General features: G+C 67.5%; 22 protein-coding genes. 16 read left to right on the top strand and 6 right to left on the bottom strand.

Features of this window, described 5'->3' with window-relative positions; all coding sequences use genetic code 11:
* Positions 1-12: 12 nt before the first annotated feature.
* From ACX9OW_RS10615 to ACX9OW_RS10605, 3 genes are read left to right on the top strand one after another with little or no spacing between them, the layout of a single operon-like run.
* On the top strand, positions 13-6258 hold the full coding sequence (locus ACX9OW_RS10615) for an Hpt domain-containing protein (protein WP_459062479.1): 6246 nt from the start codon (positions 13-15) through the stop codon (positions 6256-6258).
* A complete protein-coding gene (locus tag ACX9OW_RS10610; RefSeq protein ID WP_459062245.1) occupies positions 6245-7561 on the top strand; it encodes a chemotaxis protein CheB in 1317 nt (438 codons plus the stop codon). The genes ACX9OW_RS10615 and ACX9OW_RS10610 overlap by 14 nt, the downstream gene beginning before the upstream one ends.
* Positions 7558-8022: a chemotaxis protein CheW gene (locus tag ACX9OW_RS10605; protein ID WP_053518915.1), complete on the top strand. Its 465-nt coding sequence runs from the start codon at positions 7558-7560 to the stop codon at positions 8020-8022. Before ACX9OW_RS10610 ends, ACX9OW_RS10605 begins: the two co-directional genes overlap by 4 nt.
* Positions 8023-8092: 70 nt before the next feature.
* Here the strand turns inward: ACX9OW_RS10605 and ACX9OW_RS10600 are convergent, their stop codons facing one another.
* Together ACX9OW_RS10600 and bioA are read right to left on the bottom strand one after the other, a co-directional pair.
* The gene (locus ACX9OW_RS10600; protein WP_197601054.1) at positions 8093-8830 is read right to left on the bottom strand and encodes a 16S rRNA (uracil(1498)-N(3))-methyltransferase; all 738 of its coding nucleotides are present in this window, start codon (positions 8828-8830) and stop codon (positions 8093-8095) included.
* Positions 8821-10212 carry an adenosylmethionine--8-amino-7-oxononanoate transaminase gene (gene bioA, locus ACX9OW_RS10595; RefSeq protein ID WP_065174790.1) on the bottom strand — a complete coding sequence of 464 codons (1392 nt, stop codon included), beginning with the start codon at positions 10210-10212 and terminating at the stop codon, positions 8821-8823. Before bioA ends, ACX9OW_RS10600 begins: the two co-directional genes overlap by 10 nt.
* Before the next feature lie 77 nt (positions 10213-10289).
* Here bioA and nudE point away from each other — a divergent pair, with 77 nt between their 5' ends.
* From nudE to ACX9OW_RS10545, 10 genes are all read left to right on the top strand, one after another.
* Positions 10290-10853 carry an ADP compounds hydrolase NudE gene (nudE, locus tag ACX9OW_RS10590; protein WP_053520252.1) on the top strand — a complete coding sequence of 188 codons (564 nt, stop codon included), beginning with the start codon at positions 10290-10292 and terminating at the stop codon, positions 10851-10853.
* Positions 10850-11653, top strand: a complete 804-nt coding sequence (gene cysQ / locus ACX9OW_RS10585; RefSeq protein ID WP_053520253.1) for a 3'(2'),5'-bisphosphate nucleotidase CysQ — start codon at positions 10850-10852, stop codon at positions 11651-11653. Before nudE ends, cysQ begins: the two co-directional genes overlap by 4 nt.
* Before the next feature lie 12 nt (positions 11654-11665).
* Positions 11666-12505 (top strand): nucleoside triphosphate pyrophosphohydrolase, encoded by an 840-nt coding sequence (gene mazG, locus ACX9OW_RS10580; protein ID WP_053520254.1) that lies wholly within the window; start codon positions 11666-11668, stop codon positions 12503-12505.
* A complete protein-coding gene (locus ACX9OW_RS10575) occupies positions 12502-12828 on the top strand; it encodes a YnfA family protein (protein ID WP_053520255.1) in 327 nt (108 codons plus the stop codon). The genes mazG and ACX9OW_RS10575 overlap by 4 nt, the downstream gene beginning before the upstream one ends.
* 68 nt (positions 12829-12896) lie before the next feature.
* Positions 12897-13199 carry a DUF962 domain-containing protein gene (locus tag ACX9OW_RS10570; RefSeq protein ID WP_053520256.1) on the top strand — a complete coding sequence of 101 codons (303 nt, stop codon included), beginning with the start codon at positions 12897-12899 and terminating at the stop codon, positions 13197-13199.
* Between the two features lie 66 nt (positions 13200-13265).
* Positions 13266-14225, top strand: coding sequence for an SPFH domain-containing protein (locus ACX9OW_RS10565; RefSeq protein WP_053520257.1), 960 nt, complete (start codon positions 13266-13268; stop codon positions 14223-14225).
* A gap of 1 nt (position 14226) precedes the next feature.
* Positions 14227-14661: an NfeD family protein gene (locus ACX9OW_RS10560; RefSeq protein ID WP_053520258.1), complete on the top strand. Its 435-nt coding sequence runs from the start codon at positions 14227-14229 to the stop codon at positions 14659-14661.
* 102 nt (positions 14662-14763) lie between these two features.
* Positions 14764-15876 carry a glycine cleavage system aminomethyltransferase GcvT gene (gene gcvT / locus ACX9OW_RS10555; RefSeq protein ID WP_053520259.1) on the top strand — a complete coding sequence of 371 codons (1113 nt, stop codon included), beginning with the start codon at positions 14764-14766 and terminating at the stop codon, positions 15874-15876.
* A gap of 93 nt (positions 15877-15969) precedes the next feature.
* Positions 15970-16365 carry a glycine cleavage system protein GcvH gene (gcvH, locus tag ACX9OW_RS10550; protein WP_180876607.1) on the top strand — a complete coding sequence of 132 codons (396 nt, stop codon included), beginning with the start codon at positions 15970-15972 and terminating at the stop codon, positions 16363-16365.
* 774 nt (positions 16366-17139) lie between these two features.
* Positions 17140-17640 carry a histone gene (locus ACX9OW_RS10545; protein WP_065174792.1) on the top strand — a complete coding sequence of 167 codons (501 nt, stop codon included), beginning with the start codon at positions 17140-17142 and terminating at the stop codon, positions 17638-17640.
* A 140-nt stretch (positions 17641-17780) separates the two neighbouring features.
* Here the strand turns inward: ACX9OW_RS10545 and ACX9OW_RS10540 are convergent, their stop codons facing one another.
* Complete coding sequence (locus ACX9OW_RS10540) at positions 17781-19181, bottom strand: serine hydrolase domain-containing protein (RefSeq protein WP_065174793.1); 1401 nt, start codon at positions 19179-19181, stop codon at positions 17781-17783.
* Positions 19182-19466: 285 nt separating this feature from the next.
* On the opposite strand from ACX9OW_RS10540, the gene ACX9OW_RS10535 reads away from it, so the two are divergent.
* Both ACX9OW_RS10535 and ACX9OW_RS10530 read left to right on the top strand, forming a co-directional pair.
* The gene (locus ACX9OW_RS10535; protein ID WP_053520263.1) at positions 19467-20795 is read left to right on the top strand and encodes an NTP/NDP exchange transporter; all 1329 of its coding nucleotides are present in this window, start codon (positions 19467-19469) and stop codon (positions 20793-20795) included.
* Positions 20796-20870: 75 nt separating this feature from the next.
* Complete coding sequence (locus ACX9OW_RS10530; protein WP_053520264.1) at positions 20871-21221, top strand: DUF1304 domain-containing protein; 351 nt, start codon at positions 20871-20873, stop codon at positions 21219-21221.
* Positions 21222-21693: 472 nt separating this feature from the next.
* On the opposite strand, the gene ACX9OW_RS10525 is transcribed toward ACX9OW_RS10530, so the two are convergent.
* From ACX9OW_RS10525 to ACX9OW_RS10515, 3 genes are all read right to left on the bottom strand, one after another.
* Positions 21694-22161: a hotdog fold domain-containing protein gene (locus tag ACX9OW_RS10525; protein WP_459062244.1), complete on the bottom strand. Its 468-nt coding sequence runs from the start codon at positions 22159-22161 to the stop codon at positions 21694-21696.
* A gap of 74 nt (positions 22162-22235) precedes the next feature.
* Positions 22236-24713, bottom strand: a complete 2478-nt coding sequence (locus ACX9OW_RS10520) for an acyl-CoA dehydrogenase (protein ID WP_459062243.1) — start codon at positions 24711-24713, stop codon at positions 22236-22238.
* Positions 24710-25627 carry an alpha/beta fold hydrolase gene (locus ACX9OW_RS10515; protein WP_368865986.1) on the bottom strand — a complete coding sequence of 306 codons (918 nt, stop codon included), beginning with the start codon at positions 25625-25627 and terminating at the stop codon, positions 24710-24712. The genes ACX9OW_RS10520 and ACX9OW_RS10515 overlap by 4 nt, the downstream gene beginning before the upstream one ends.
* Before the next feature lie 141 nt (positions 25628-25768).
* Between ACX9OW_RS10515 and ACX9OW_RS10510 the strand changes: the two genes are divergently transcribed.
* The gene (locus ACX9OW_RS10510) at positions 25769-26371 is read left to right on the top strand and encodes a TetR/AcrR family transcriptional regulator (RefSeq protein ID WP_053520195.1); all 603 of its coding nucleotides are present in this window, start codon (positions 25769-25771) and stop codon (positions 26369-26371) included.
* Positions 26372-26448 lie beyond the last annotated feature (77 nt).

Here is a 26448-nt window from a genome sequence, read left to right as displayed (position 1 = left end):
TGCGCCACGCTGATGCGCGGCAGCGTGCTGCTGCCCGACTATCTGGAGCGCCTGCAGAACGGCCACCGCGACATTCCGATCGTGCTGCTGCCGCTGCTCAATGACATCCGCGCCGCGCGCGGTGCGGCCGGCATCAACGAGAGTGTCCTGTTCGCGTTCGCTCCCGACAGCGTCACCGCCACCGAAGCCGAGCTCGACCATGCGCGCGGCAGCCTGAGCGGGCGCAACCGCGAACTGCTCGATACGGTCGGCAGCGCGGTGAAGGAAGAGCTGCTGCGCATCAAGGATGCGCTGGACCTGCATCTGCGCACCGGCGGTGCAGCAGAACAGCTGCAGACGCAGGCCGACGAACTGGGGGCCGTGGCCGATACGCTGGGCATGATGGGCCTGGGCGTGGCCCGCGGCGTGGTCGTGCAGCAGCGCGACGCGCTGCGCGGCGTGGTCGAGGGCCGCCAGCAGATCGACGAGAACCTGTTGCTGGACATCGCCGGCGCGCTGCTCTACGTCGATGCGTCGCTGGATGACCAGGTTGCCCATCTGGGTGCGGATGGCAGCGGCGAGGATGACCCTGCCGCCGTGGAAAACCGTCGTACCGTCGAGGTGCTGGCACACGAGGCCATCGCCAATTTCGCTGCGGCCCGCGAGCACTTTGTCGCGTTCATCGAAACCAGCTGGAACCACGCGGAACTGCAGGACGTGCCGCGCCTGCTCGGCGACGTCGCCGGTGCACTGCGGATGCTCGACCTGGGGACTGCCGCCGACTACCTGCGCGGCGTGCAGCAGTACATCGACGCCGAGCTGATCGGTCGCCAGCGTGTGCCCAGCGGGCGCCAGCTGGATACGCTCGCCGACGCCATGGCCAGCCTGGAGTACTACCTCGAAGCCCTGCGTGATCGTCGTCCGGGCCGTGAGGACATTCTGGAGATCACCCGCAGCAGCCTGGAAGCGCTGCGCTACTGGCCGCTGCCGGAGCGCGCCGCGATCGACGAGGCGCCGCAGGGCGTGCAGGCGGTCGAGCGCGAGGCGGTTGACCTGCAGGTGATGCCATTGCAGCCCGGCCATGTCGACATCGATGTGAGCACGGCCGCGCCCGCCGCCGGCAGTGTGGCTGCCGCCCTGCCGGACTTCGTCTTCGATCCGCCGCTGGCACCGCCAGTGACCGACAACGGGCTGATGTTCGGTGGGTTGTCGGCACCGGTCGCGGTACCCGGGACGACGCCCGATGCCGGTGGCTCGCTGGTGTTCGCTGCGTCCAGCGCACCGGCCCCGGCCGTGCCGCAATGGGACCTTGCCGCTGTGGAGGTCGGTGCCGGGCACTCGGACGATGCACATGCGCCTGCCTTGGCCAGCGACGAAACGATCGATCCGGCACCGGCCGAGGCACCGCAGTGGACGCTGTCCCAGGTGGACGACATGGCGGATGCACCGTCGGTCTCCGGCGACGACACGGTGACGTTCGCGTCCAGATCCGGTACCCCGGATATCACGTCGGCGCCGGTATTCGATCCGGTGGCCGCCGAGCATGGCGCCGCGGATGTGGCGGCTGATGAAGTCGTATTCCGTTTCGACGCCGATGCACTGGACAACGCCGACGACGTGCTGTCCTTGCATGCGATGGAAACGCTGGTGCTGGAAGACGACGCAGACCTGCATCCGGTGCTGGACAGCGTTGATGCGGAGCCAACGGATCCGGTCACCCTCGCCGCGGACGCATCGCCTGCCGCAGATGCAGCACCGGCGGTGGCCCTGATCGAGATCGACACCATCGCACCGATCGATTTCAGCGAAGCCGATGCCCGGTTCTTCGCTGAACTGAGCGCCGCCGCGGAGGACTTCAACCCGCGGGCGATGCCATCGGCCGCCGACGCGCCGGTCGCGATCACGGCTGCGTCCGAAGCGGGCTTCGATGCCGGCTTCGACGATGATGCGGAGAACATCGACGAGGACATCCGCGAGGTGTTCCTGGAAGAGTTCGACGACGAGCGTGCCAACCTCGGCGCGCTGCTGCCGGCATGGCACGCGCAGCCGGACAATCTGGACCGGCTGCGGCCGATCCGCCGCATCTTCCACACCCTCAAGGGCAGCGGCCGTCTGGTCGGTGCGCGGACGCTGGGCGAGTTCGCGTGGAAGATCGAAGGCATGCTCAACCGTGTGCTTGACGGCAGCCGTCCGGCCACGCCGGCCGTGCTGGCGATGGTTGATCACGCGCATGCCGCCTTGCCGCAGCTGAGCGACGCACTGCGTCATGGCCAGCGCATCAGTGTCGATCTGCAGGCGATGCAGGCCGTCGCCGATCGCGTGGGTGCCGGCGAAGAGACGTTCTACGTGCCGCTGCCGGCTGCGGCGCCCGCACCGGTGGCGCCGGCGGCGGAAGAGGGCGAGGACGAGATCAGCCGCATTCTCGAAGCGGAAGCGGCGACGACAGCCGACGCCGGGAACGCGACCGCGGTCGAGGGGACTCCGGCCAATATCGACAGCGTGCTGCGCGAGATCCTCGAAGCCGAGGTGGAGGTCCACCAGGCAACCCTGCAGGCGTGGCTGCGCTCGGCGCAGCAGGCACCACAGCCGGTGAGCGATGCGCTGCTGCGCGCCGTGCACACCATGAACGGCGCCTTCGCGATGACCGAGGTGCCGGAGATCACGGCGGTCACGGGCGGCGCCGAATCCTATATCAAGCGGGCCCTGGCCGCCGATGTGGTGCCGGGCGACGACGGTGTTGCTGCGCTCGATGCGACCGCGCAGGCCATTACCGCGACCATGGAAGCATTGCAGGCGGAGCAGCCGCGCATTGCGCCTCAGCCTGCGCTGGTACAGCGCCTGCAGGCCCTGGCCGGCGAACTGCCGGAAGCGCGCTGGCCGCTGGTGGGGCTGGATGACGAAGAGGCGCTCGCGACCGATGGAGAGCCTGCGCACGAGGTGGACGCGCAGCTTCCTGCCGATGCGCAGAGCGACATCGACGCCGAAATCAACGCCGGGATCGACAGTGCACCTGCTGACACCCATGACGTGCCCGCAGCCGATCCGGCGAAGGACGGACTGGACATGGCCGAGCTCACGGCCAGTGATGACCTTTCGCGCTACTTCGACGCCGGTTGGCCGTCGCTGGGCGGTACCGGACAGGAGGCCGCAGCCACGCTGCCACCGGTCGCTGCCGCTGCCGATGAATCCGCAGCGGTCGTGTCGCCGGTGGTCGCCGATGCGCTCCCCGCGCTGGCCGAAGACGCTGCGCTGACAGGCGCGGACGACCTGTCGCCGTACCTGGACGCCAGCGCGCTGCCGGTCGACGACCGTGATGCGGATGAGGCGGCGGACGCCGCCGCGTTCACAGAAGCGATCGACCTGAATACGTCATGGGATGACGTGGAAGGGTTCGATGCGAGTGATGACGCTGCTGCACTGCCACTCGACAGCACGCTGTCGAGCCTGCAGGATGACATGGCTGCGCCGGGTTTTGCGGAACCGGTCACATTGGAAGCTGCGCTCGAAGCCGGCCTGCATGTGATCGACGAAGAGCAGACTCCGGCCGACGACGGGCAGTGGTCCGTGCTCGGCCTGCAGGCCAGCGAACTCGCGCCGGGCGAGGCAGAGGCCTTCGCCGAGGATGCGGACGTCGGCGGGGAGACGGCGGTCGGTGAAGGAGAGAGCGCCGACCCGCCGTCCCCGGCGACGGTGAATGCCGGGGAGTCCCTTGCAGAGCCTGCGGTCGATCCGCAGCCGGCAGCCGCGCCGCCGTCACCGTTCTTTGAGATGGAAGACGCGCCGGGCCAGGGCAGCGGCGCTGCCGGACCGGGCGGTTCCACGCCGGTCGAGGGTCCGGTTGCCGAAGATGACGTGCCGGCACACGAGCCGATCGAGCCGATGCCGGAACCGGAACCGGAAGGCAGCGTGGGCGAGGAGCCTGCCGATCTGCTTGACTTCACCGTGTATGACCGCGAGCTGGTCGACATCTTCGTCGAAGAAGGCAAGGACCTGCTTGATCACTGCGATGGCCTGATCAGCGAGCTGCGCGATGCGCCGCAGGACCGCGAAGTGCTTGCCGGCCTGCAGCGTGACCTGCATACGCTGAAGGGCGGCGCACGCATGGCCGGCATCAACGCCATCGGCGACCTCGGCCACAGCATCGAATCGCTGCTGGAGGTGGTCGCGGCGGGGCGCACCGAGATCGAGCGCCGCGACGTGCAGCTGCTCGAGCGCGGTTTCGATCGCCTGCACCAGCTGCTGACCCGTACCGGCGAGCATCGTGTGGTGGAACCGGCGCAGGACCTGGTCGATGCTTTCGAGGCACGTACCGCCACCGATCCGGCAGCGGCTGCCGCCGTCGGCACGGCTGGCCCGGTGGAGACTGAAACCACCGTCGTACCCGCGAACGTTGCCCTGGTCGATGCACCGCTGTCCGCGCCGTTGCCGGTCGAAAGCACGGTCGAGGACGATCCGCTGGCACGTCCCCAGCAGGAGCAGGTGCGCGTGCGCGCGGATCTGCTCGACCGCCTGGTCAATCACGCAGGTGAGGTGGCGATCTACCGGTCGCGCCTGGAGCAGCAGCTCGGCGCCTTCCGCGGCGCGATGGGCGAGCTTGAACGCACCAACGCGCGTCTGCGCGACCAGCTGCGTCGCCTCGACCTGGAGACCGAAGCGCAGATCGTTGCCCGCTACCAGCGTGAGCAGGACCAGGCCGACCAGAAGTTCGATCCGCTGGAACTGGACCGCTTCTCCACCCTGCAGCAGCTCAGCCGTGCGCTGAACGAGTCCGCCGCCGACCTGGGCGGCCTGCAGGGCGTGCTGGACGATCTCTCGCGGCAGTACGATGCCTTGCTGCAGCAACAGTCGCGCGTCAGTTCGGAGCTGCAGGATGGCCTGATGCGTGCGCGGATGGTGCCGTTCGACGGCCTGGTGCCGCGTCTGCGCCGCGTGGTGCGCCAGGCCGGCATCGACACCGGCAAGCAGGTCCACCTGACCCTGGAAGGCACCCATGGCGAACTGGACCGCAACGTCCTCGACCGCATGGTCGCGCCACTGGAGCACATGCTGCGCAACTCGGTGGCCCATGGCCTGGAGGCGCCGGAGCAGCGCCGTGCCGCCGGCAAGCCGGAAGAGGGCGAGATTGCCATCCGCCTGCATCGCGAAGGCTCGGAAATCGTGCTGGACGTGGCCGATGACGGCGCCGGTCTGGATCGGGAGGCGATCCGTCGCCGCGCGATCGACCGTGGCCTGCTGGCCGCCGACGCGCAGCCTGCCGATCACGAACTGGACAATCTGATCTTCGCATCGGGCTTCTCCACCGCCGACCAGGTCAGCCAGCTGGCAGGCCGCGGCGTGGGCATGGACGTGGTGCGCAATGAAGTGCGCCAGCTGGGTGGCTCGGTCGATATCCAGTCGGTGCGTGGCCAGGGCGTGCGTTTCACCCTGCGCCTGCCGCAGACGCTGGCCGTCACCCAGGCCGTGTTCGTGCAGATCGGCGAAACCACCTTTGCCGTGCCGGTGGCTTCGGTCAGCGGTATCGGCCGCCTCTCGCGCGAGCGCTTCGAGGCCGCCGACAGCAGCTATCGCTACAGCGGCGAAGACTATCCGCTGTACGACCTGGGCAGCCTGGTCGGCCAGGCACCGGCACGTGCCGAGGGCCAGGCGCAGGTGCCGCTGCTGCTGGTCCGCGCCGGCGACCTGCGAGCTGCCGTGGCGATCGACCAGGTGCTGGGCAACCGCGAAATCGTGGTCAAGCCGGTCGGCCTGCAGATCGCATCGGTGCCGGGCATCTACGGTGCCACCATCACCGGCGATGGCCGTGTGGTGGTGATCCTGGACGTGGCGCCGCTGGTGCGTCGTTACCTGGCCAACCCGACGCCGCCGGTGCTGGTCAATGCGCCGCGTCAGGAACGGCAGGTGCCGCTGGTGATGGTGGTCGACGACTCGCTGACCATGCGCAAGGTCACCGGCCGCATCCTGGAGCGCCACAACTTCGAGGTCAGCGTCGCCCGCGATGGCGTGGAGGCGCTGGAGCGGCTGGAGGAGCGTGTTCCCGACCTGATGCTGCTGGATATCGAGATGCCGCGCATGGACGGCTACGAGCTGGCCACCGCGATGCGCGCCGACCCGCGTTACCGGGACGTTCCGATCGTGATGATCACCTCGCGCAGCGGCGACAAGCACCGGCAGCGCGCTTTCGAAATCGGCGTCCAGCGCTACCTGGGCAAGCCTTATCAGGAGCTGGACCTGATGCGTAACGTGTACGACCTGCTGGGGATCGCCCGTGTCCGAGAGTGAAGCCAACCCGGCCGTCGCCCTGCTGGCCCGGCCTGGCGCGGCGCGTGAGCGCCTGCGCGAAGCACTGGCGCACGCCGACGTGCAGATCGTGCTGGAAGACGACCCGAATGGCCTTGAACCGCAGGCGCTGCATGACGCGCGGCCGCAGTTCGTGGTGATCGCACTGGAAGCGGCGATCGAGGACGCACTGGAACGCCTGGAGCCCGTGCTGTCGGCCCCGGGCCTGACCCTGGTGTTCGACGAAGCCGAGCTGGCCGCGCGCCGGAACGGCTGGGAGGCGCAGCGCTGGGGGCGTCACCTGGCCGCCAAGCTGCATGGACACCAGCAGGTGCTGCCGCCGGGCGCCGAGGACGAACCGGCCCTGCAGCTGGAGCCCGGTCGTCCTGCGCCGCCACCTGCACCGCAGGAGGCAGCGCTGCAGACGCACCTGCAACAGGCACACCGCTGGGCCGACGACGTGCCAGCCGATGGCCTGTACGCACCGCCGGCGCAGCTGCATGAACCGGTCGCGTTCGAACACGCTCTGGCCGCGCTGCAGCCGATCGTGCCCGAACCGCCGGAAGCGCCGGTCGCACGGACAGAACCCCCCACGGCACCGTCGGTGACGTTCGATCACACCGCGTGGTCGCTGGTGGACGAGTCGGCCGATGCCGCCACCCCGGCGTACGCCGCAGCGGAGGTCGAGGCGCGCTCATCGTCGTTCGATACCGACCACCTGAGCCTGGTCGACCTGGATGCGGCCGCCCCGCCCGGCGCACGCGCGGGCGCGCTGCTGGTGCTGGCCGGGATCGGTGGCCCTGATGCGTTGCGTCGCCTGCTGGGCGCGCTGCCTTCGGCATTGGCGGTGCCGGTGCTGGTGCACATGCGCCTGGATGGGGGCCGCTACGGCAATCTCGTCAAGCAGATGGCGCGTGTCTCGCCGCTGCCGGTGCAGCTGGCCGAAGCCGGCCAGCGCGCCACGCCCGGGCAGGTGCATGTGCTGGCCGATGACATCGGCGTCCGCGCGGCCAGCGACGGCCTGCATTTCCTGACCGACGCGCAGGGCATCTCGATTGCCGCGTTGCCGGCCCAGTACACCGCACTGGTACTGCTCAGCGGTGCCGATCTGGGCCATGTCGGGCCGGCGCTGGACCTGGCTGCCGCCGGCGCGTGGGTGGCTGGGCAGGTGGGGGAGGGATGCTACGACCCGGCCGCCGCCACCGCCGTGGTGGCCGCCGGCATGGCCGCTGGCGAACCGCAGGAACTGGCGCAGATCATCGCCGCGCGCTGGGGCGAGGGTGACCACAACGGAGAAGCTCCATGAGTTACGCCAGCAACGATGAAATCCGTGGTGTCCTGATCCAGGCCGGCAACGAACGCGTGCTGCTGCCCAATGCCACGGTGGCCGAAATGATGTCGCGGGTGCCGGTGCAGCCGGTGGCCGACGCCCCCCGCTGGCTGGTCGGCGAGATCGCCTGGCATGGCTGGCAGGTGCCGCTGGTGTCATTCGCACGGCTTTCGGGGCTGGGGGACGAGGCAGCCGGTGTCCACAACAAGGTGGTGGTACTGAAGGCGCTCAGCGGCGATCAGCAGCGGCCGTATTACGCGTTGCTGACCCAGAACTTCCCGCAGTTGATCTCGGTGCCGCGCGATGGTCTGCTGGCCGATGCGTCGGAGGAGACCCTGCCGCAGATCGTGCACATGCGCGTACTGCTGGGTGAGCAGAGCGCGCTGCTGCCGAATCTGGACGCACTGGAAAGCGCGCTGGCTTCACTGGCGGCCTGAGGCCGCCCCCCGGACACCGGCCGCCAAGCATGGCCCGGCGCTGCCGTTGGCGTGCAGGTTGTCGGTGGACCTAACCGAGATCACCCAGCCGCGCCTGCAACGCGGCGATCGCGGCCAGCCCGGCGGTTTCCGTGCGCAGGATGCGCGGGCCCAGCTGCAGGCCCTGGAAGCCGGCGGCGGCCAGCTGCTCGCGGTCGCGTGGCGACCAGCCGCCCTCCGGGCCGATCGCGATCACGATGCCGCCCGCGGGCGCCGCTGCCAATGTCGACAGCCGGTGCGAACCCATCGGGTCCAGGGTCAACCGCAGCGTATCGGCGGGCAGCGCAGCGGTCGCCTGCGCCAGCGACAGCGGGGCACCCACCCGTGGAATGCACGCGCGCCCGGACTGGCCACAGGCCGACTGCACGACGTTGTTCCAGTGCGCCACGCGCTTTTCCGCGCGGGCCGCGTCCAGCTTCACCTCGGTACGTTCCGCGTTCACCGGCAGGATGCTGCTGACGCCGAGTTCGGTGGCCTTCTGCAGGATCAGGTCCATCTTTTCGCCGCGCGCGATGCCCTGCATCAGGGTGATGGCCAGCGGCGATTCGATGTCGATGGCCTGCACGCTGTCGATGCGTGCCTGCACTTCGCGCTTGCCGACCACGGTCAGCGTCGCAGCGTAGTCATGGCCATCGCCGTTGAACAGGACGCAGCCATCGCCTTCGCGCAGGCGCATCACCCGCACCAGGTGGTTGGCGGTCTCCTCGGGCAGGGTCACGGTCTGGCCGCTGTGCAGCGGCAGGTCGATGGGACAGCGGGTCACGCGCATGCAATCGCCTCGTCGATGGCGGCCAGCGTGGTATGCGCCAGCAGATCCAGTTGTTCGTCGTCCACGCAGTACGGTGGCATCCAGTACAGCACATCGCCCAGCGGGCGAAGGACCACGCCGCGCTTCAGTGCTGCCTTGTACGCGTGCAGGCCGAGCCGCAGTCCGGGGTCGAAGGGCGTGCGCCTGTCGCCGCCGCGCGACAGTTCGAATGCCACCACCATGCCGGCCTGGCGCACATCGGCCACATGCGGGTGGTCGGCAAACGGTGCCGCGAGGGTGCCCATCACCGATGCGGTGCCGCGGTTGCGCGCGATCACATCGTCGCTGCCGAAGATGTCCAGCGTCGCCAGCGCCGCAGCGCACGCCAGCGGATTGCCGGTATAGCTGTGCGAGTGCAGGAACGCACGCTCGCGGGAGTCGTCGAGAAAGGCGTCGTACAGGGCCTGCGTGGCCAGGACCGCGGCCAGCGGCAGGAACCCGCCGGTCAGGCCCTTGGACAGGCACATCAGGTCCGGCATCACCCCGGCCTGTTCGCAGGCGAACATCGTACCGGTGCGACCGAAGCCGGTGGCGATCTCGTCGGCGATCATGAACGCACCGTGCGCGTCGCACAGCTCACGCACGCGCTGCAGGTACACCGGATCATGCATGCGCATGCCACCGGCGCACTGCAGGCGGGGTTCCAGGATCACCGCGCATACTTCACCGGGGTGCTGGTCGAACAGCGTCGCCAGGCCATCGGCGGCCTGGCGCGCACGCTCGGCGGCGCTCTGCCCTGGCTCGGCCAGGTAGGCGTCGGGCGAGGGTGCGAACAGCCCTTCGGCCAGCAACGGCGCGTACACCCGCCGGTACAGTGGGATGTCGCCCAGCGCCAGCGCACCGAGCGTTTCACCGTGGTAGCCGTTTTCCAGCGCGATGAAACGCGTACGCCGGGTCTCGCCGCGGTTATGGAAGTAATGGAAGGCCATTTTCAATGCCACTTCCACCCCGGCCGAGCCGTTGTCGGCGTAGAACACCTTGGCCAGCGGATCGCGCCCGGCCTGCCGCGGGGCCAGTGCCAGCAGGCGTTCGGCCAGGGTGATCGCCGGCTCATGGCTGAAGCCGGCCAGCATCACCTGTTCCAGCTGGCCGGCCTGGGCCGCGATGGCGCCGCCGATGCGGGGCTCGGCGTGGCCGAACAGATTCGTCCACCAGCTGCTGACGGCATCCAGATAGCGGTTGCCGTCATGGTCGATCAGCCACGCACCCTCGCCGCGCGCGATCGGCACCAGCGGCAGGGTGTCGGGATGCTCGCGCATCTGTGTGCACGGATGCCACAGCACCTGCAGGTCGCGTTGCCGCCAGTGCAGGGCCAGCGGGGAGGGGGTTGGGTCTGCTAGCATTTCGGGCTCATGAACATGTTGCTGCCTGCACATTCTATCGGCCCCGGCGCCCGCGTCGGCCGCCGCGGAGATTCCGCATGAACGATGACCGTGCCAGCCGTCGCCTGCCGATCATCCATCGGATCACCGATGAAGAGAACGGTCCCTTCCAGCGCCAGCATCTGGATCTGGAATTCTCCAATGGTGAACGCCGCCGCTTCGAGCGTCTGGTCAGTCGTGGCCACGGTGCGGTGGTGGTGGTGCCCATGCTCGACGACGAGACGGTGCTGCTGGTACGTGAATACGCCGCCGGGGTACATCGCTACGAGCTTGGCCTGGTCAAGGGCCGGATCGATGCCGGCGAGACCCCCGAGCAGGCCGCCGATCGCGAACTGAAGGAAGAGGCCGGCTATGGCGCGCATCGGGTCGATGTGCTGCGCGCCATGACGCTGGCGCCGACGTACATGAGCCACCAGTCGTGGCTGGTGGTGGCGCGCGACCTGTATCCGGAAAAGCTGATCGGTGACGAGCCCGAGGAGCTGGAGGTGGTGCCCTGGAAGCTGTCCGAGCTGGACCGGTTGATGCTGCGCGAGGACTTTTCCGAGGGCCGCTCGCTGGCGGCGTTGTTCATCGCCCGCCAGTGGCTGCAGGGAGCCCGATGATCAAGCTGACCACGGATCTGCGCGAGACCGCGATCGCCATCGCGCAGGAAGCCGGCCAGGCCATCATGCAGGTCTACGCCGAAGGATTCGACGTGCGGATCAAGGACGACAACAGTCCGGTGACCGCCGCTGACCTGGCCGCCAACCAGGTCATCGAGCAGGGTCTGCGGCAACTGACCCCGGATCTGCCCATCCTGTCTGAAGAGTCGGCCCAGGTGCCCTGGGAACTGCGCCGCCATTGGGGCGCCTACTGGCTGGTCGATCCGCTTGACGGTACCCGCGAGTTCGTCAAGCGCAACGGCGAATTCAGCGTCAACATCGCCCTGATCTACCAGGGTGCCCCGGCGTTTGGCGTCGTGCTGGCGCCGGTCACCGGCATTCTGTGGCACGCCATGCGCGGCGAACTGGCGTACCGCCGGCAGGGACTGCACGACACCGTGCTGCGCACGCGCAGCCCGGCGACCGCTCCGCTGCGGGTGGCGGCAAGCCGCTCCCACCGCTCGCCGGAAACCGAAGCGCTGCTGGCGCGCATGGGCCGCATCGAGACCATCGCCCAGGGCTCGTCGCTGAAGTTCTGCCGCATTGCCGAGGCGGGCCTGGATGTGTACCCGCGGCTCGGCCCGACCTCCGAATGGGATACCGCCGCCGGCCAGTGCGTGCTGCACGCGGCGGGCGGCGCGGTCCTCTCGGCGGCGACCGGCAAGCCTTTCCGCTACAACCGCCGCGAGACGCTGTTGAACGGCGATTTCATCGCCCTTGGCGATACCAGCCTGCCGTGGCGCGACTGGTTGTCCGACTGACCTGGAGGCCGCATGAGCGCGCATGACACCCCCACCGCCGGCAGTGCCGCCAGCACCGAACTGGAACGCCTGCTGGCGATCATGGCCCGCCTGCGTGATCCGCAGGGCGGCTGCCCGTGGGACCTGGAGCAGGACTTTGCGACCATTGCCCCATACACCATCGAGGAAGCCTACGAAGTCGCCGACGCGATCGATCGCGGTGACCTCGATGATCTCTGCGACGAGCTCGGCGACCTGCTGCTGCAGGTGGTATTCCATGCTCGCATGGCCGAAGAGCAGGGGGCGTTCGCTTTCGCAGAGGTTGCCCGCGCGATCAGCGACAAGATGCAGCGCCGCCATCCGCATGTCTTCGCCGATGTCAGCGTCGATGATGCCGATGGGGTCATGCGCAACTGGGATGCGATCAAGCGCGCGGAGCGGGCAGCCAAGGGCGAACAGGACCATTCCGCCCTGGCTGGAATCTCGCGGGGCCTGCCGGAGTGGCAACGCGCGGTGAAGCTGCAGTCGCGCGCGGCCAAGGTGGGCTTCGACTGGCCGGGCCCGCTGCCGGTCCTGGACAAGGCCGCCGAGGAACTGCAGGAACTGCGCGAGGAGTTCGAGCGCGGCGACATCGCCGGCAACAAGGCGCGGCTGCAGGAGGAACTGGGCGACCTGTTGTTCGTCTGCGCCAACCTGGCCCGCCACGCCGACATCGACCTGGGCGCCGCGCTGCGCGGTGCCAACCACAAGTTCGAGCGTCGCTTCCGGGCCATGGAGGCACAGGCCGAGGCACAGGGCACATCCCTCGCCTCGCTGGACCTGGACGCGCAGGAAGCGCTCTGGCAGCACGCCAAGGCCGCCGAGAAGGAATGAAGACACTCGGCCTGTTCCTGCTGACCGCGCTGGCCGAGATCGTCGGCTGCTACCTGCCGTGGCTGTGGCTGCGCAAAGGAGGCAGCGTCTGGCTGCTGCTGCCGGCGGCGGCCAGTCTGGCCCTGTTCGCCTGGCTGCTGACCCTGCATCCGACCGCCAGTGGCCGCGTCTATGCCGCCTACGGTGGCGTGTACATCGGCACCGCGCTGTTCTGGCTGTGGCTGGTCGATGGCATCCGGCCCAGCCGCTGGGATCTGCTGGGTGCTGCACTGTGCCTGGCGGGCATGGCGGTGATCATGTTCGGGCCGCGCCAGCCGGGCTGACCGCCGGCGGTGCCAGGCCCGCCGGAAAGGGGCATGATGGGGCCGATCGTGGCGTTGAGAGTGCGCACATGTCCCGTTTCTCCAGCTTCCGTGACTTCTATCCGTTCTATCTCAGCGAGCACCGCCATCCGGTGTCGCGGCGCCTGCACTTCATCGGCAGCTGCGGCGTACTGCTGCTGGTCGCTGCGGCGATCCTGCGCGGCCAGCCGCTGCTGCTGTTGACGGCATTGGTCTGTGGGTACGGGTTCGCGTGGGTGGGGCACTTCTTCTTCGAGAAGAACCGCCCGGCCACGTTCCGCCACCCGCTGTACTCGTTCCTAGGCGACTGGGTGATGTTCATCGACATCCTGCGCGGGCGGGTGCGGTGGTGAGAACGTGTGCACGCCGCATTCACACGCTATGCTCGGGGTTGGACGTCTACCGATAAGGAAAGCCTGATGTTCCCGACCATGTTCTTTACCGTGGTACTGGCCTTCGTGGCCGTGGTCATCCTGTTCAAGGCCGTGCGCATGGTGCCGCAGGGATATGAATGGACTGTCGAGCGGTTCGGCCGCTACACCCACACCATGACCCCCGGCCTGCACTTCCTGATCCCCATCGTGTACGGCGTGGGGCGCAAGGTGAACATGATGGAGCAAGTGCTGGATGTACCCAGCCAGGAAGTGATCACCAAGGACAACGCCGCCGTGCGCGTCGACGGGGTGGTGTTCTTCCAGGTGCTGGACGCCGCCAAGGCCGCCTATGAGGTGGCCAACCTGGAAGTGGCCATGATCGCTCTGGTCCAGACCAACATCCGTACCGTGATCGGCTCGATGGACCTGGACGAATCGCTGAGCCAGCGCGAGGTGATCAATGCCCAGCTGCTCAGCGTGGTCGACCATGCCACCAACCCGTGGGGCGTGAAGGTGAACCGCATCGAGATCCGCGACATCCAGCCGCCCCGCGATCTGCTCGACGCGATGGCGCGGCAGATGAAGGCCGAGCGCGAGAAGCGTGCGCAGATCCTGGAGGCGGAAGGCTCGCGGCAGTCGGAGATCCTGCGCGCCGATGGCGAGAAGCAGGCCACCGTGCTGGAGGCGGAAGGGCGGCGCGAGGCAGCGTTCCGCGATGCGGAGGCACGCGAGCGCCTGGCGGAAGCCGAAGCGATGGCGACCAAGGTGGTGTCGGCGGCGATCGCCGAGGGCGATGTGCAGGCGATCAACTACTTCGTCGCCCAGAAGTACGTGGAAGCGTTCAAGGAACTGGCCAGCTCGCCGAACCAGAAGCTGGTGCTGATGCCGATGGAGGCCAGTGGGGTGATCGGCTCCATCGCCGGCGTGGCCGAGCTGGCCAAGCAGGCACTGGCGAGCCAGGACAACAAGGCGGCCGGCAAGCGACCGCCGCCGATCGGAGGCTGACATGCGCTGGGACGTCGTCGCCTGGGGGGCGCTGGCCCTGCTCCTGTTCGCTGCGGAGGCTCTGCTGCCCGGCGCGTTCATGCTGTGGATCGGCATCGGCGCTGCAGCGGTGTTCGTGCTGGTGGCGATCTTTGCCGGCATTCCGCTGCTGTGGCAGGTGGTCGCCTTCGTCGTGCTGAGCGTGCTTTCGATCCAGTGCTACCGGCGCTGGGGCAGGTCGCGGGCACGCGCCAGCGACAAGCCGTTGCTGAACCGCCGCGCCGAGCAGCTGATCGGTCGGGTGGTGCCATTGCAGCAGGGCATCACGGACGGGCAGGGTCGGGTCAGCATCGACGATGCGTACTGGCAGGTCAGCGGTCCGGAACTGCCGGCCGGGGCACGGGTGCGGGTGGTCGCGGTGCAGGGCAGCACGCTGGTGGTTGAAGCGGCCAGCTGAGCCTGCGGGCGGTGCGTGCGCGAACCGCTGCGGTGCGGCACGCCCGTGGGCGATCGATCTGGGATAATGGGGGTTCTTGTTTCCTCTGCTGCCGGAACGGTCATGACCCAGAAGACGCTGCTCAACGATACCCACCGCGCCCTCGGCGCCAAGATGGTCGATTTCGGGGGTTGGGACATGCCCATCCACTACGGCTCGCAGCTGGATGAGCACCATCTGGTGCGTCGCGAGGCCGGCGTGTTCGACGTCAGCCACATGACCGTGGTGGACCTGCGCGGCGAGCAGGTCAAGCCGTTCCTGCGCCGCCTGCTGGCCAATTCCATCGACAAGCTGAAGGTGCCGGGCAAGGCGCTGTACTCGTGCATGCTCAATGCCGAAGGCGGCGTCATCGATGACCTCATCGTCTATTACCTGGGCGAGGACTTCTTCCGCATGGTGGTCAACGCCTCCACCCGCGAGAAGGATCTGGCCTGGCTGCGTACGCAGGCCGCTCCGTTCAACGTGTCCGTTGAACAGCGTCCTGACCTGGCCATCCTCGCGGTGCAGGGGCCGCAGGCGCGCGAGCTCGTCATTGGTCTGGTCGGCGCCGCCGACCGCGAGGCGCTGGGCAAGCTCGGCCGCTTCGCCGCGCTGCAGGTGCGGTCCGATGAGGGCGTCGAACTGTTCGTTGCCCGTACCGGTTACACCGGTGAGGACGGTTTCGAGATCCTGCTGCCGCAGGAGGCCGTGGTCGGGTTCTGGAACCGCCTGCTGTCTGCAGGCGTGAAGCCGGCTGGCCTCGGTGCCCGCGACACCCTGCGCCTGGAGGCCGGCATGAATCTGTACGGCCAGGACATGGACGAAGCCATCAGCCCGTACGAAGCCGCACTGGCCTGGACGGTGTCGCTGGACGAAGGCCGTGACTTCATCGGTCGCGACGTGCTGGAAGCGCAGAAGGCCGCCGGCAATGCGCGGCAGATGATCGGCCTGGTGATGGACGAGAAGGGTGTCCTGCGCCACGGCCAGGTAGTCACCACGGCCGGCGGCCAGGGCGAAATCCTGTCCGGCACCTTCTCGCCGACGCTGGCCAAGGGCATCGCCTTTGCCCGAGTGCCGGCAGGTGACCTCGGCCAGGTCACGGTCGATATCCGTGGCCGGCAGGTGCCGGTGCGCGTGGTCAAGTTCCCCTTCGTGCGCGAAGGCCAGGCCCAGCCCGGCGTGCTCGCCGACGCCTGATCCGAACGTGCCGGACGTCACTGACAGCAGTGGCGGCCGGTTGGTTACACTAGCCCCGTTTTTTCCACCCCCTGCAAATCCTGGAGCAGTCCCATGAGCGAGATCCCCGGCGACCTCAAGTTCCTCAAGTCCCACGAGTGGGCCCGTGTCGAAGGCAATGGCCGCGTTACTGTCGGTATTTCCGACCACGCCCAGGGCCTGCTGGGTGACCTGGTCTACGTCGAACTGCCGGAGGTCGGCGCCGACGCCAAGGCCGGCGAGCAGATCGCTGTCGTCGAGTCGGTGAAGGCGGCTTCGGACGTCTACAGCCCGATCAGCGGCAAGATCGTCGAGGTCAACTCGGCGCTGTCGGACAAGCCGGAAACCATCAACGAAGATGCCTACGGCGAAGGCTGGATGTTCGTGGTCGAGCTGTCCAACGCCGAAGAGATCAACGAGCTGCTGGACCCGGACGCTTACGCCGAAGTCCTGGAGAACGACGACCACTGAGTCGTTGTTTCCTGGTTTGAAAACGGCCACCTTCGGGTGGCCGTTTTCGTTCCGGCGACCGCGCCGGACTCATGACGCCCGGTTCGCTGCACACCCACGACGCGGCATCAGGCGCTTCGGAAGGGTGTCTTCGGACGCGCGCAGTTTTGCGCAAATCCGCGTTTCCACCCCGCGCCGGCGCGTTCGAATGTGAAAACTTTTCCTGCCTCGTTGCGGCCCCGTTGTGGTGGCGCGGCAGGCCGCTGCGATACGTAGCCCGGGCGCGCGCGCGAGGTGGCGCAGGAATGGCACGCATCTACGCAGAGTGCTTATTTCAAGTGTTTTTTCTTGAGCGCGCGCGCACGCAGTGGCGCGCGTGGCGGTCGTGTTGCGCACGCCAGCGGTGTCTGCGGAAGCGAAACGAGGACGCTGGAGACGGTGTCCGGGACGGCGCCAATGTGAAAATTTTTCGCGGGGGTTGTTGACAGTAAAAAAAAGCGTGATTAGGTTTCGCCTCAGCAGACCTTGCCTGCCCAACCGAGTGCGCAGAATCAATCGTCCGATGCGAAGCAGCCCCTCGAAAGCCACCGCGATCCCCAAGACGGTGGACATGGCCCCGCTTCCCCCGGAGAAATGCAAGGCAACTCCCGTTCCGATGCCTGCTCCGCCGATCGAGGCAGGCATTGCCGCATCCGTAACGGCGCGCCTGACGCGCCGGCGGTCCCCGCACGCAGCATCCGCGGGTTTGATCCACCTGGGCGTTTCAACTCCCTATCACTGACGAGGAGCCATCCCATGGCAACCAAGAAAGCTGCGAAGAAAAAGCCCGCCGCCAAGAAGGCGGTGAAGAAGGTCGCTAAGAAGGCCGCTGCCAAGAAGGCAGTGAAGAAGGTCGCAAAGAAGGCGACCGCCAAGAAGGCGGTGAAGAAGGCTGCGAAGAAGGTCGCCAAGAAGACCACTGCGAAGAAGGCAGTGAAGAAGGCGGCAAAGAAGGTAGCCAAGAAGCCGGCGAAGAAGACCGCGAAGAAGGCAGTGAAGAAGGTCGCCAAGAAGGCAGCGAAGAAGACTGCAAAGAAGGCCGCCAAGAAGACCACTGCCCGCAAGCCGGCCAAGAAGGTCGCCAAGAAGGCGACCAAGAAGGCCGTAAAGAAGGTTGCGAAGAAGGCGGCCAAGAAGGCGACCAAGAAAGCTGCCCCGAAGAAGGCAGCGAAGAAGGTCGCCAAGCGCAAGCCGGCCGCCCGCAAGAAGAAGGCCGCTCCGGTCGCTCTGCCGGCAACCCCGGCGCCGCTGATCTAAGTACTTCCCGATAGCCGTACCCTGAAACCCCTTCCTCGGCTGCCCAGCGAGGAGGGGGTTTTTTTATCCCCTGCCTGCAGCCCGCAAGAAAAAAGGGCGACCGATGGGCCGCCCTTCCGGTGATGCCAGGGAGTGCCGGTTCAGCGCGGCGAGGCGACCGCGCGGTTGCTGGATGCACCCTTGCCCTTGCGCTTGTCCTGCTGCGCCGGGCTTGCGCCCTCGGCCATCAGGTTGTCGCTGCCGAAGTCGGTATCCACGTCCAGCCAACGTTGCGAGGGAAGGCCAAGCGCGGAGTCGAGCACGGTCGGCAGCAGGCCGCTGGGCAGGCCGCTTTCGCCGTTCCACATGATCGCGATGCCGAGATCACGCTCCGGGACCAGAGCGACAAGGCCACGGTAGCCCTGCACGGCGCCGGCGTGGAACACCACGTCATGACCGGCGTAATCGAAGGTGCGCCAGCCGAGCGCGTAGCCGGCCGAATGCAGACGCTCGCGGCGCCAGCCCGACCGCATTTCGCCCGGCGTGTTGATCAGGCTCGAATGCAGGGTGGCCAGCAGCGGTGCCGGCAGCACGTCGGGGCGATGACCGGTGTGGGCCAGCAGCCACTGTGCCATGTCGCTGGCACTGGCGTTGACGCCGGCCGCCGGCGCGACCCGGTAGTAGGTCGGCTTCGGCGTCAGCGACACCCAGCCATTACGGCTGCGCACATGCGGACGTGCCCACCGCGAACTGGCCTGGATGCCGGCCAGGCCGAGGCTGGCATCGTTCATGCCCAGCGGCTTGAAGATGCGGCGCTCGACCGCCTGCTCGTAGAAGCTGCCGGAGGCGGCGTAGACGACGTCGCCGATCAGGCTGAAGGCCACGTTCTGGTAGGCGTAGCAGTCGCCTGGCAGGCACTTGAGGCTGGTGTTGGCCAGCTTCTGGGTCAGTGCGTAGTACTCGGCGTTGCCTTCGATGTCACGGTCGTAGGCGTTGTAGGGCAGGCCGACGCGGTGGCTGAGCACGTCGGCGACGGTCAGACGCTCGGTGGCTTCCGGCGAGTTGAGGCGGAAGCCGGGCACATAGTCGGTGACCTTGCTGTCCCAGCGCAGCGTGCCGTCATTGACCAGCAGGCCGGCCATGGTGCCCGCGAAGGCCTTGGACAGCGAGGCCAGCCGGAACACGGTATGGGCATCGACCGGCAGCGGATTGTTGACGTCGGTGACGCCGTAACCGCGCGCACTCAGCACGCGTCCGCCCTGCACGATCGCCACCGCCATGCCCGGCACGCGCTCGCCATAGGTGAGCTGCTGCGCCATCGATTCGATGTTGGCAACGTTGAAGCCGGGGGCGGGTGGCTGCACCTGCGGCATCAGGCCGGTACGGTAAGCGGCCGGCTGGGTATGAGCGACGGCCGGCGCGGCCGCGGTCTCGATGTTGGCCGGCATCGGTGGCAAGGCCGGCGGGGTCTGCGCGGTGGTGGACAAGGCAACGGGCATCAGCATGCCCAGCAAACCGGTGGCCGCCGAACGGATCGGACGACGCAGGCTGTTCTTTTTCATCGGTTGGACCCGTGCGCGACTGCTGATGGCGATTCTAGCGCCGCTTTTCGCCTGTGCACAAACAAAGCGAAGATGAATGCGCATCTCGTTGAAAAAGTTGGAATTTTGACGCTGCCGGATTGTGTATCCGAACGTGTCGGCGGTCGCCCGTGCGAGTCCCCTGCGGTGCCACCTGCGTGCCGCGCTGGCGATGTTGCAGTGCATTGGCTAACGTACGCGCTTTGCCGCCCCCCCGGAGCCTGCCATGCCGCTGTCCAACCGCTGCCTGCTGGCGTGGGGCGCCGCATGAGTTCGGTGCAGGACGGGAGGCCGTTGCGCGGGCTGCTGGCAGCGCTGCGCGAGTCCCCGGCACTGTGGTGGTCGTTCCTCTACTTCTTCTGCCTGCTGAGCGGCTACTACGTGCTGCGACCGGTACGCGAGGCGATGGCGGCTTCGGCCGACCTGGAGACGGTGTTCCCGCCGGTGCTGATCGCCTGGTTCGCCAGCCACGGCATCGCACTGAAGGATTTCGTCCTGCAGTTCCTGTTTTCCTGCGTGTTCGTGATCATGCTGGTGCTGCAGCCGGTCTATGGCTGGCTGGTCAGCCGCTTTCCGCGGCGGGTATTCCTGCCGGCCGTGTATGGCTTCTTCATCGCGACCCTGCTGGGCTTCTACGCACTGTTCGACAGTGGCGTGCCGGGGCGGGGCATGGCCTTCTTCTTCTGGGTCATGGTGTTCAACCTGTTCGCCGTCGCCGTGTTCTGGAGCTTCATGGCGGATGTGTTCTCCAACGTGCAGGCCCGTGCGTACTACGGCTACATCGGCGCGGCCGGCACGCTCGGCGCGTTCCTCGGCCCGATCATCACCAGTGCGCTGGTGCAGCGGGTGGGTATCGCCAACCTGATGCTGGTCTCGGCCGGCTTCCTGATCGTGTGCCTGCTGTGCATCTGGCGCCTGCGGCACTGGGCGGTGCTGCGTGAACGCGAGCAGCAACTGGTCTCCGGCGAGCAGCCGATGGGCGGCAGCGTGCTTGATGGCCTGAAGCTGATCGCGCGCGAGCCCCTGCTGCGCTGGCTGGCCATCATGGTGGTGTTCGGCGTCGGCGTGGGAACGCTGCTGTACAACCAGCAGGCCAGCATCGTGCGCGCGTCGTTCACCGACCCTGCGGCGAGCACCGCATTTTTCTCGCGCATCGATCTGGCGGTGAACGCGCTGGCCCTGCTGATGCAGCTGGGCCTGACCCGCTGGCTGCTGTCGCGCCACGGCATCGCTCCGGCGCTGTTGATTCCCGGCTTCGCGATCCTGATCGGCTTCTCGGTGCTGGCGGCGTCGCCGATGCCGCTGATGGTGGCGGTGGTGCAGGTGATGACCCGGGCCAGCGAGTTCGCCCTGGCCAAGCCGGCACGCGAGACGATCTATACCCGTGTCGACCGGCAATGGCGCTACAAGGCCGGTGCGGCCATCGACACGGTGGTCTATCGTGGTGCCGACCTGAGCTTCACCTGGGTGCACAAGGGACTGGCATTGTTCGGTTCGCACGTGGTGTTCATCGGAGGCGTTGCGGTGGCCGCGTTCATGACGCTGGCCGCGTTCGGCGTGCTGCGCGAAGAGAAGAAGCTGCCCCGCGACCGCTGATTTTCCGGGGTCAGATCCTTTTCCGGCAGGAAAGGGATCTGACCCCATTCTCCATCCCTGTTCAAGGAACCGCCCATGTACTGGATCGCACTCGCCCTGACTCTGCTGGTCGCCCTGCTGCACGTCTACTTCCTGGTGCTGGAGATGTTCCTGTGGACGCGGCCACTGGGGCTGAAAACGTTCCGCAACACGCCGGAGAAGGCGCAGACCACACAGGTGCTGGCGGCCAACCAGGGGCTGTACAACGGCTTCCTGGCGGCCGGCATCGTGGCGGGGCTGGTGATGGCACAGCCGGTGCTGGTGACGTTCTCGCTGGCCTGCGTGGTCGTGGCGGGGTGCTATGGCGCGTACAGCGTGAGCCGCCGGATCTTCATGATCCAGGCGCTGCCGGCGATCCTGGCGCTGGTGCTGCGCGCGCTGGTGTGAGTTCCGGCCAACGGCGCAGCCCCTCGTGGGTTGGCCGCGTAGAGCGTGTCATGGGTTTGGCCAGGCAGGTTGGGTTCGCGGGGGACGCCGCAAGTACGTCCCTGTAGGCTTGGCCGCGGCATCCATGCCGCGGACACCCCCGCGAACCCAACCCGCCCGGCCCCTGACAGTTTCCGCGGGCGTCCAGCCCACGGAGAAGAAAAAAAAGAGCAAACAGCAACACCAACAGCAAAAGCGGCCGATGGGCTGCTTTTGCTTCTGCTCTTCTTTTTTCTTCTGCGTGGGTTGGACGCCGCACAGATCTGTCAGAGGCCGGATGGGTCGGGCCGGGCGGGGTATCCGCGCCATGGATGGCGCGGCTAAGCCCCCAGGGATGGGTTCACGGCGTCCCCGCCTGGCTCGACCCATCCGGCCCAACCGATAACCGCATGCCGCGACCAACCCACGAGGGGCGGCGCCGTTGGCCGGAACCTCACTTGGCCGGCGACATCCACATGTCGATGACCGCGCTTAACACTTCGGTCCCTGCACGGTCGCGCACGCTCACCGTCACCGGCAGCGCATAGCCCTGGGCCGCGACCACGATCGGCTGCGCCGGCAGTGCCACCGCCTGCAGCGTGCCGCGTGCCTTGGCCAGGTACTGCACCTGCATGCCCTTGGGGATCCAGCGCATGCCCTTCGGCAGTGATGCATCAACCATCAGCCCGGCCGTCAGTTCGGCCAGATTGCACATCGCGATCGCGTGCACCGTGCCGATGTGGTTGCGCACCCTGCGTCGGTCCGCCAGCGTACCTTCGCAGCGGCCGTTTTCCAGGCGGGTGATGCGCGGCGCGATGCTGGCGAAGTAGGGCGCCTTGAAGCACACCGCGCGCGAGAACAGCCAGGTGCCGGCAGGCCAGCGCTGCAGGCGGTTGTAGAGCGAGAGCAGGGGCGTGGACATGGTGGGATTCCGTTGGGCGGATAAAGCGACGGCGGGCCGAGGCCCGCCGTCGAGGCAACGCGTGTCGCGGGCGATCAGGCGGCCTGCGAGTGCGGGTCCTTGTGCTGGCGGTCGTAGTAGCTGGCCGCGCGCAGTTCGTGGGTGTCGAAGTCGTCCACGGTGATGGTGTCCAGGGTCAGCGTGCGCAGCTCTTCCAGCAGCGTGCGCTCGTCCTGGGTGATCACACCTTCGGCCACGGCTTCGTCCAGCTGGCTCTGGAAGTCCAGCGCCTCGATGCCCTTGCTCTTCAGCGCCTTCAGGAACTTGCGCTCCACCGGCTCGGCCATGATGGCCTTGGCCAGATAGCTGTTGATGCGGCCGCCCGGGTTGTTCTCGCACGGGGTCAGGAACACACCCTGTGCCAGGCGGTCGCGCGCTTCGTTCGGCGCCATCAGCAGAGCGGCGACGCGACGGCTCAGGCGATCACCCGGTGCTTCGGCGCGGCGGCCCAGCGGGAAGATCAGTGCCCACATCAGCCAGCCGATCGGACGGATCGGGAAGTTGCGCAGGGCGGCCGACAGCGATTCTTCGATCTTGTGCACGCTGTCATGGAAGGCCCACGCCAGCAGCGGCTGGTCGGCCTGCGGTGCGCCCTCATCGTGGTAGCGCTTGAGCATGGCGCTGGTCATGTAGATGTGGCTCAGCACATCGCCCAGGCGGCCGGACAGCGATTCCTTGAACTTCAGCTTGCCGCCGAGCGTCATCATCGAGATGTCGGCCATCAGCGCCAGATTGGCCGAATAGCGGTCCAGCTTGCGGAAGTAACGGCGGGTGTAGGCATCGCCCGGGGCGGCACCGAAGCGAGCGCCGGTCAGGCCGAACCAGAACGAGCGCACGGCGTTGGAAATGCCGTAGCGGATGTGGCCGAACAGGCTGCGGTCGAATTCCTGCAGGCCGGCACGGGTATCCGGATCCTGTGCAGCCTTCATCTCCTTCAACACCCACGGGTGGCAGAGAATCGCACCCTGGCCGAAGATCAGCAGGCTGCGGGTCATGATGTTGGCGCCTTCCACAGTGATCGCGATCGGCGCAGCCTGCCAGCTGCGGCCGGCGAAGTTGCGCGGGCCGAGGATGATGCCCTTGCCGCCGATGACATCCATCACGTCCGAGATCACCTCGCGGCTCATGCTGGTGCAGTGGTACTTGGCGATCGCCGACGGTACCGATGGCACGTCGCCGCGGTCGACGGCGGCAGCCGTGGCCTGCGACAGCGCGCTGATCTTGTAGGCCTTGCCGCCGATACGGGCCAGTGCTTCCTCCACGCCTTCAAAGCGGCCGACCGACAGGCCGAACTGCTTGCGGATGCGCGCGTAGGCGCCGGTCACCGCAGCGCCGGCCTTGGCGCCACCGCTGGCGGTGGACGGCAGCGTGATCGAACGGCCCACGGCCAGGCATTCGTTGAGCATGTTCCAGCCCTTGCCGGCCATGGCAGCGCCGCCGATGAGCTGGGTCAGCGGGATGAACACGTCCTTGCCGCGAATCGGGCCGTTCTGGAAGGTCGAGTTCAGCGGGAAGTGGCGGCGGCCGATCTCGACGCCGGCGGTATCGCGCGGCAGCAGGCCCAGAGTGATGCCGATGTCGCGGGTCTCGCCGATCAGGCCATCCGGGTCGTACATGCGGAAGGCCAGACCGATCAGCGATGCGACCGGAGCCAGGGTGATGTAACGCTTGTCGAACGTCAGCCTGACGCCCAGCACCTGCTCGCCATTCCATTCGCCCCGGCAGACGATGCCGTAGTCGGGAATCGAGGTGGCATCGGAGCCGGCAAACGGGCCGGTCAGGCCGAAGCAGGGCACTTCACGACCGTCGGCCAGACGCGGCAGGTACTGGTCCTTCTGCTCCTGGGTGCCGTAATGCACCAGCAGTTCGCCCGGACCCAGCGAGTTCGGCACGCCGACGGTCGAGCTGACCACCGAGGATACCGAGGCCAGCTTCTGGATCACCTTGTGGTGGGCCAGCGCAGAGAAGCCCAGGCCGCCGTATTCCTTCGGGATGATCATGCCGAAGAACTTGTTCTTCTTGATGAAGGCCCACAGCTCCGGCGGCAGGTCGGCGTGGACGTGGGTGATCTCCCAGTCGTTGACCATCCGGCACAGCTCTTCCACCGGGCCGTCGAGGAAGGCCTGCTCCTCGGCGGTCAACTGCGGCTTGGGATAGTTGAGCAGGATGTTCCAGTCCGGATCGCCGGTGAACAGCTCGCCTTCAAAACCGACCGAGCCGGTTTCCAGTGCGATGCGCTCGGTCTGCGACAGCGGCGGCAGTACCTTGCGGAACACCTTCATCATCGGACCGGTCAGCAGCAGCTTGCGGATGAACGGCAGCAGCAGCGGTACTGCGATCACGGCCAGCACGGCGGCGGCGACGATCGTGGCGGTCTGGTTGACGTAGGGGATGAACCAGCAGGCGACCAGCAGCGCGGCGCTGATCAGCGTCCAGGTGACCAGCCGCATGCGGTGGTAGGCGGCGAATGCACCTGCCAGCAGCAGGGCAAGGAAGGGAAGAACGATGCTCATGAGCGTGCTCCGGTGACGTGCTCGTTTGTGACGGACGAAGCTGCGGCGTCCACCGCAGGCAACACGTCCAGATAGTCCAACACAGTAGCGGTAAAGGCGTCGTTGTCGTCGCCGGCGACCATGTGCGTGGCCTGCGGCAACTGCACGTGGCGCGCGTGCGGGGCCAGCGCCAGGAATTCGGCCACGGTCTGCGGCGTGACCAGGTCACTGCGACCCCCACTGACCAGCAGCATCGGGCACTTCACCTGGCGCGCGGCATCGGCCAGCGCATCCTGGTGCTGCTCGCTGTCGCGGGCCAGCTCGGCGACCAGGCGCGGATCCCAGTGCCAGCGCCAGCGGCCGTGACCATCCTCGCGCAGCAGCGCGCGCAGCGACTGCTCGGATTTGCGAGGCCGGTGCGGCATGTAGGCGGAAATCACGTCGGCGGCCTGGGCCAGCGAGGCGAAGCCATCGGGATGGGCGGTCATGAAGGCGAGGATGCGCTCGACGCCCGCGGTATCCCAGCGCGGGGTGATGTCCACCAGCACCATCGCCGAGAACAGGCCCGGCCAGCGCGATTCGGCCAGCAGGCCGAACAGGCCGCCCATCGAGGCGGCGACCAGCACCGGCGGGCGCGGCTGTTCGCCGGCCAGCACGATCAGGTCGTCGGCGAACTGCTCGCCGTGATAGGGCAGGTCGGCGGCATTCCAGTCCGAATCGCCGTGACCGCGGGCGTCGTAGGCCAGCGTCTGCAGGCCGGCAGCAGACAGCGCGCGGGCCGTGGCGTTCCAGGCATGCCGGGTCTGCCCGAAACCGTGGGCGAACAGCACCCGGCCGCGGCGGCCGTGATCGCTGGCCGTGGCGGCCAGCCGTGTGCCGTGCGCGGCTTCCAGACGCAGGTCGTGGAACGCAACGGGTGTGGGGGGAGTAACCATACTTGCTAGTATGGATCGGTTGCGGGGGATGTCAATACTGCATGGTATGGTGCGGCGCATCAGGTGGCCGGTCTGCACAGCGGAGCCCTTCGGCTGCATCCGCGTACTGCAACGAACCCCGCCGTATGGTTAAATCACTCCATGAATCAACCTGACGCTTCTGCCGGCGAACCGCGCGCCGGCCGCAACAGCCGCCTGAGCGCCGAAGACTGGGCCCAGGCGGCCCTCGATCTGATTGCTGAACAAGGCGTGGGTGCCGTCGCGGTGGAACCGCTGGCGCGGCGCCTCGGCGTCACCAAGGGCAGCTTCTACTGGCATTTCCCCTCGCGCGACGCACTGCTGCAGGCGGCGTTGGAGCGGTGGGAGCTGTTCGAGCAGGAGCAGGTGTTCGGCAGCCTGGAAGACGTGCCGGATCCGCGCGCGCGCCTGCGTCAGCTGTTCCAGATGGTGGCGCACGAAGTGCAGCCGCACATCATCTACAGCGAGCTGCTGAAGGCGCTGGACCATCCGATGGTGCGGCCGGTCATCGACCGCGTTTCGCAGCGTCGCCTCGATTACCTGATCGCCTCGTTCCGTCAGGCAGGCCTGAGCTCCACCGACGCACGCCACCGTGCACGCCTGGCCTATGCGGCTTATGTGGGCTTCCTGCAGCTGTCGCTGCAGCTGCAGCAGCCGAAGCAGGCGCGGGAGGATTTCGAGGCCTATGTCGAACACCTGATCGAGACGCTCATCCCGAACGGCTGACGGTTTCCGTTGCCCACGAGAAAGCCGCGACCTGATCGCGGCTTTTTTGTTGCCGGTGCAGGGTGGTACGCGCCGGC

This window comes from Stenotrophomonas genospecies 5, assembly GCF_054473825.1.
This window is presented reverse-complemented; position numbering and strand designations above follow the sequence as displayed.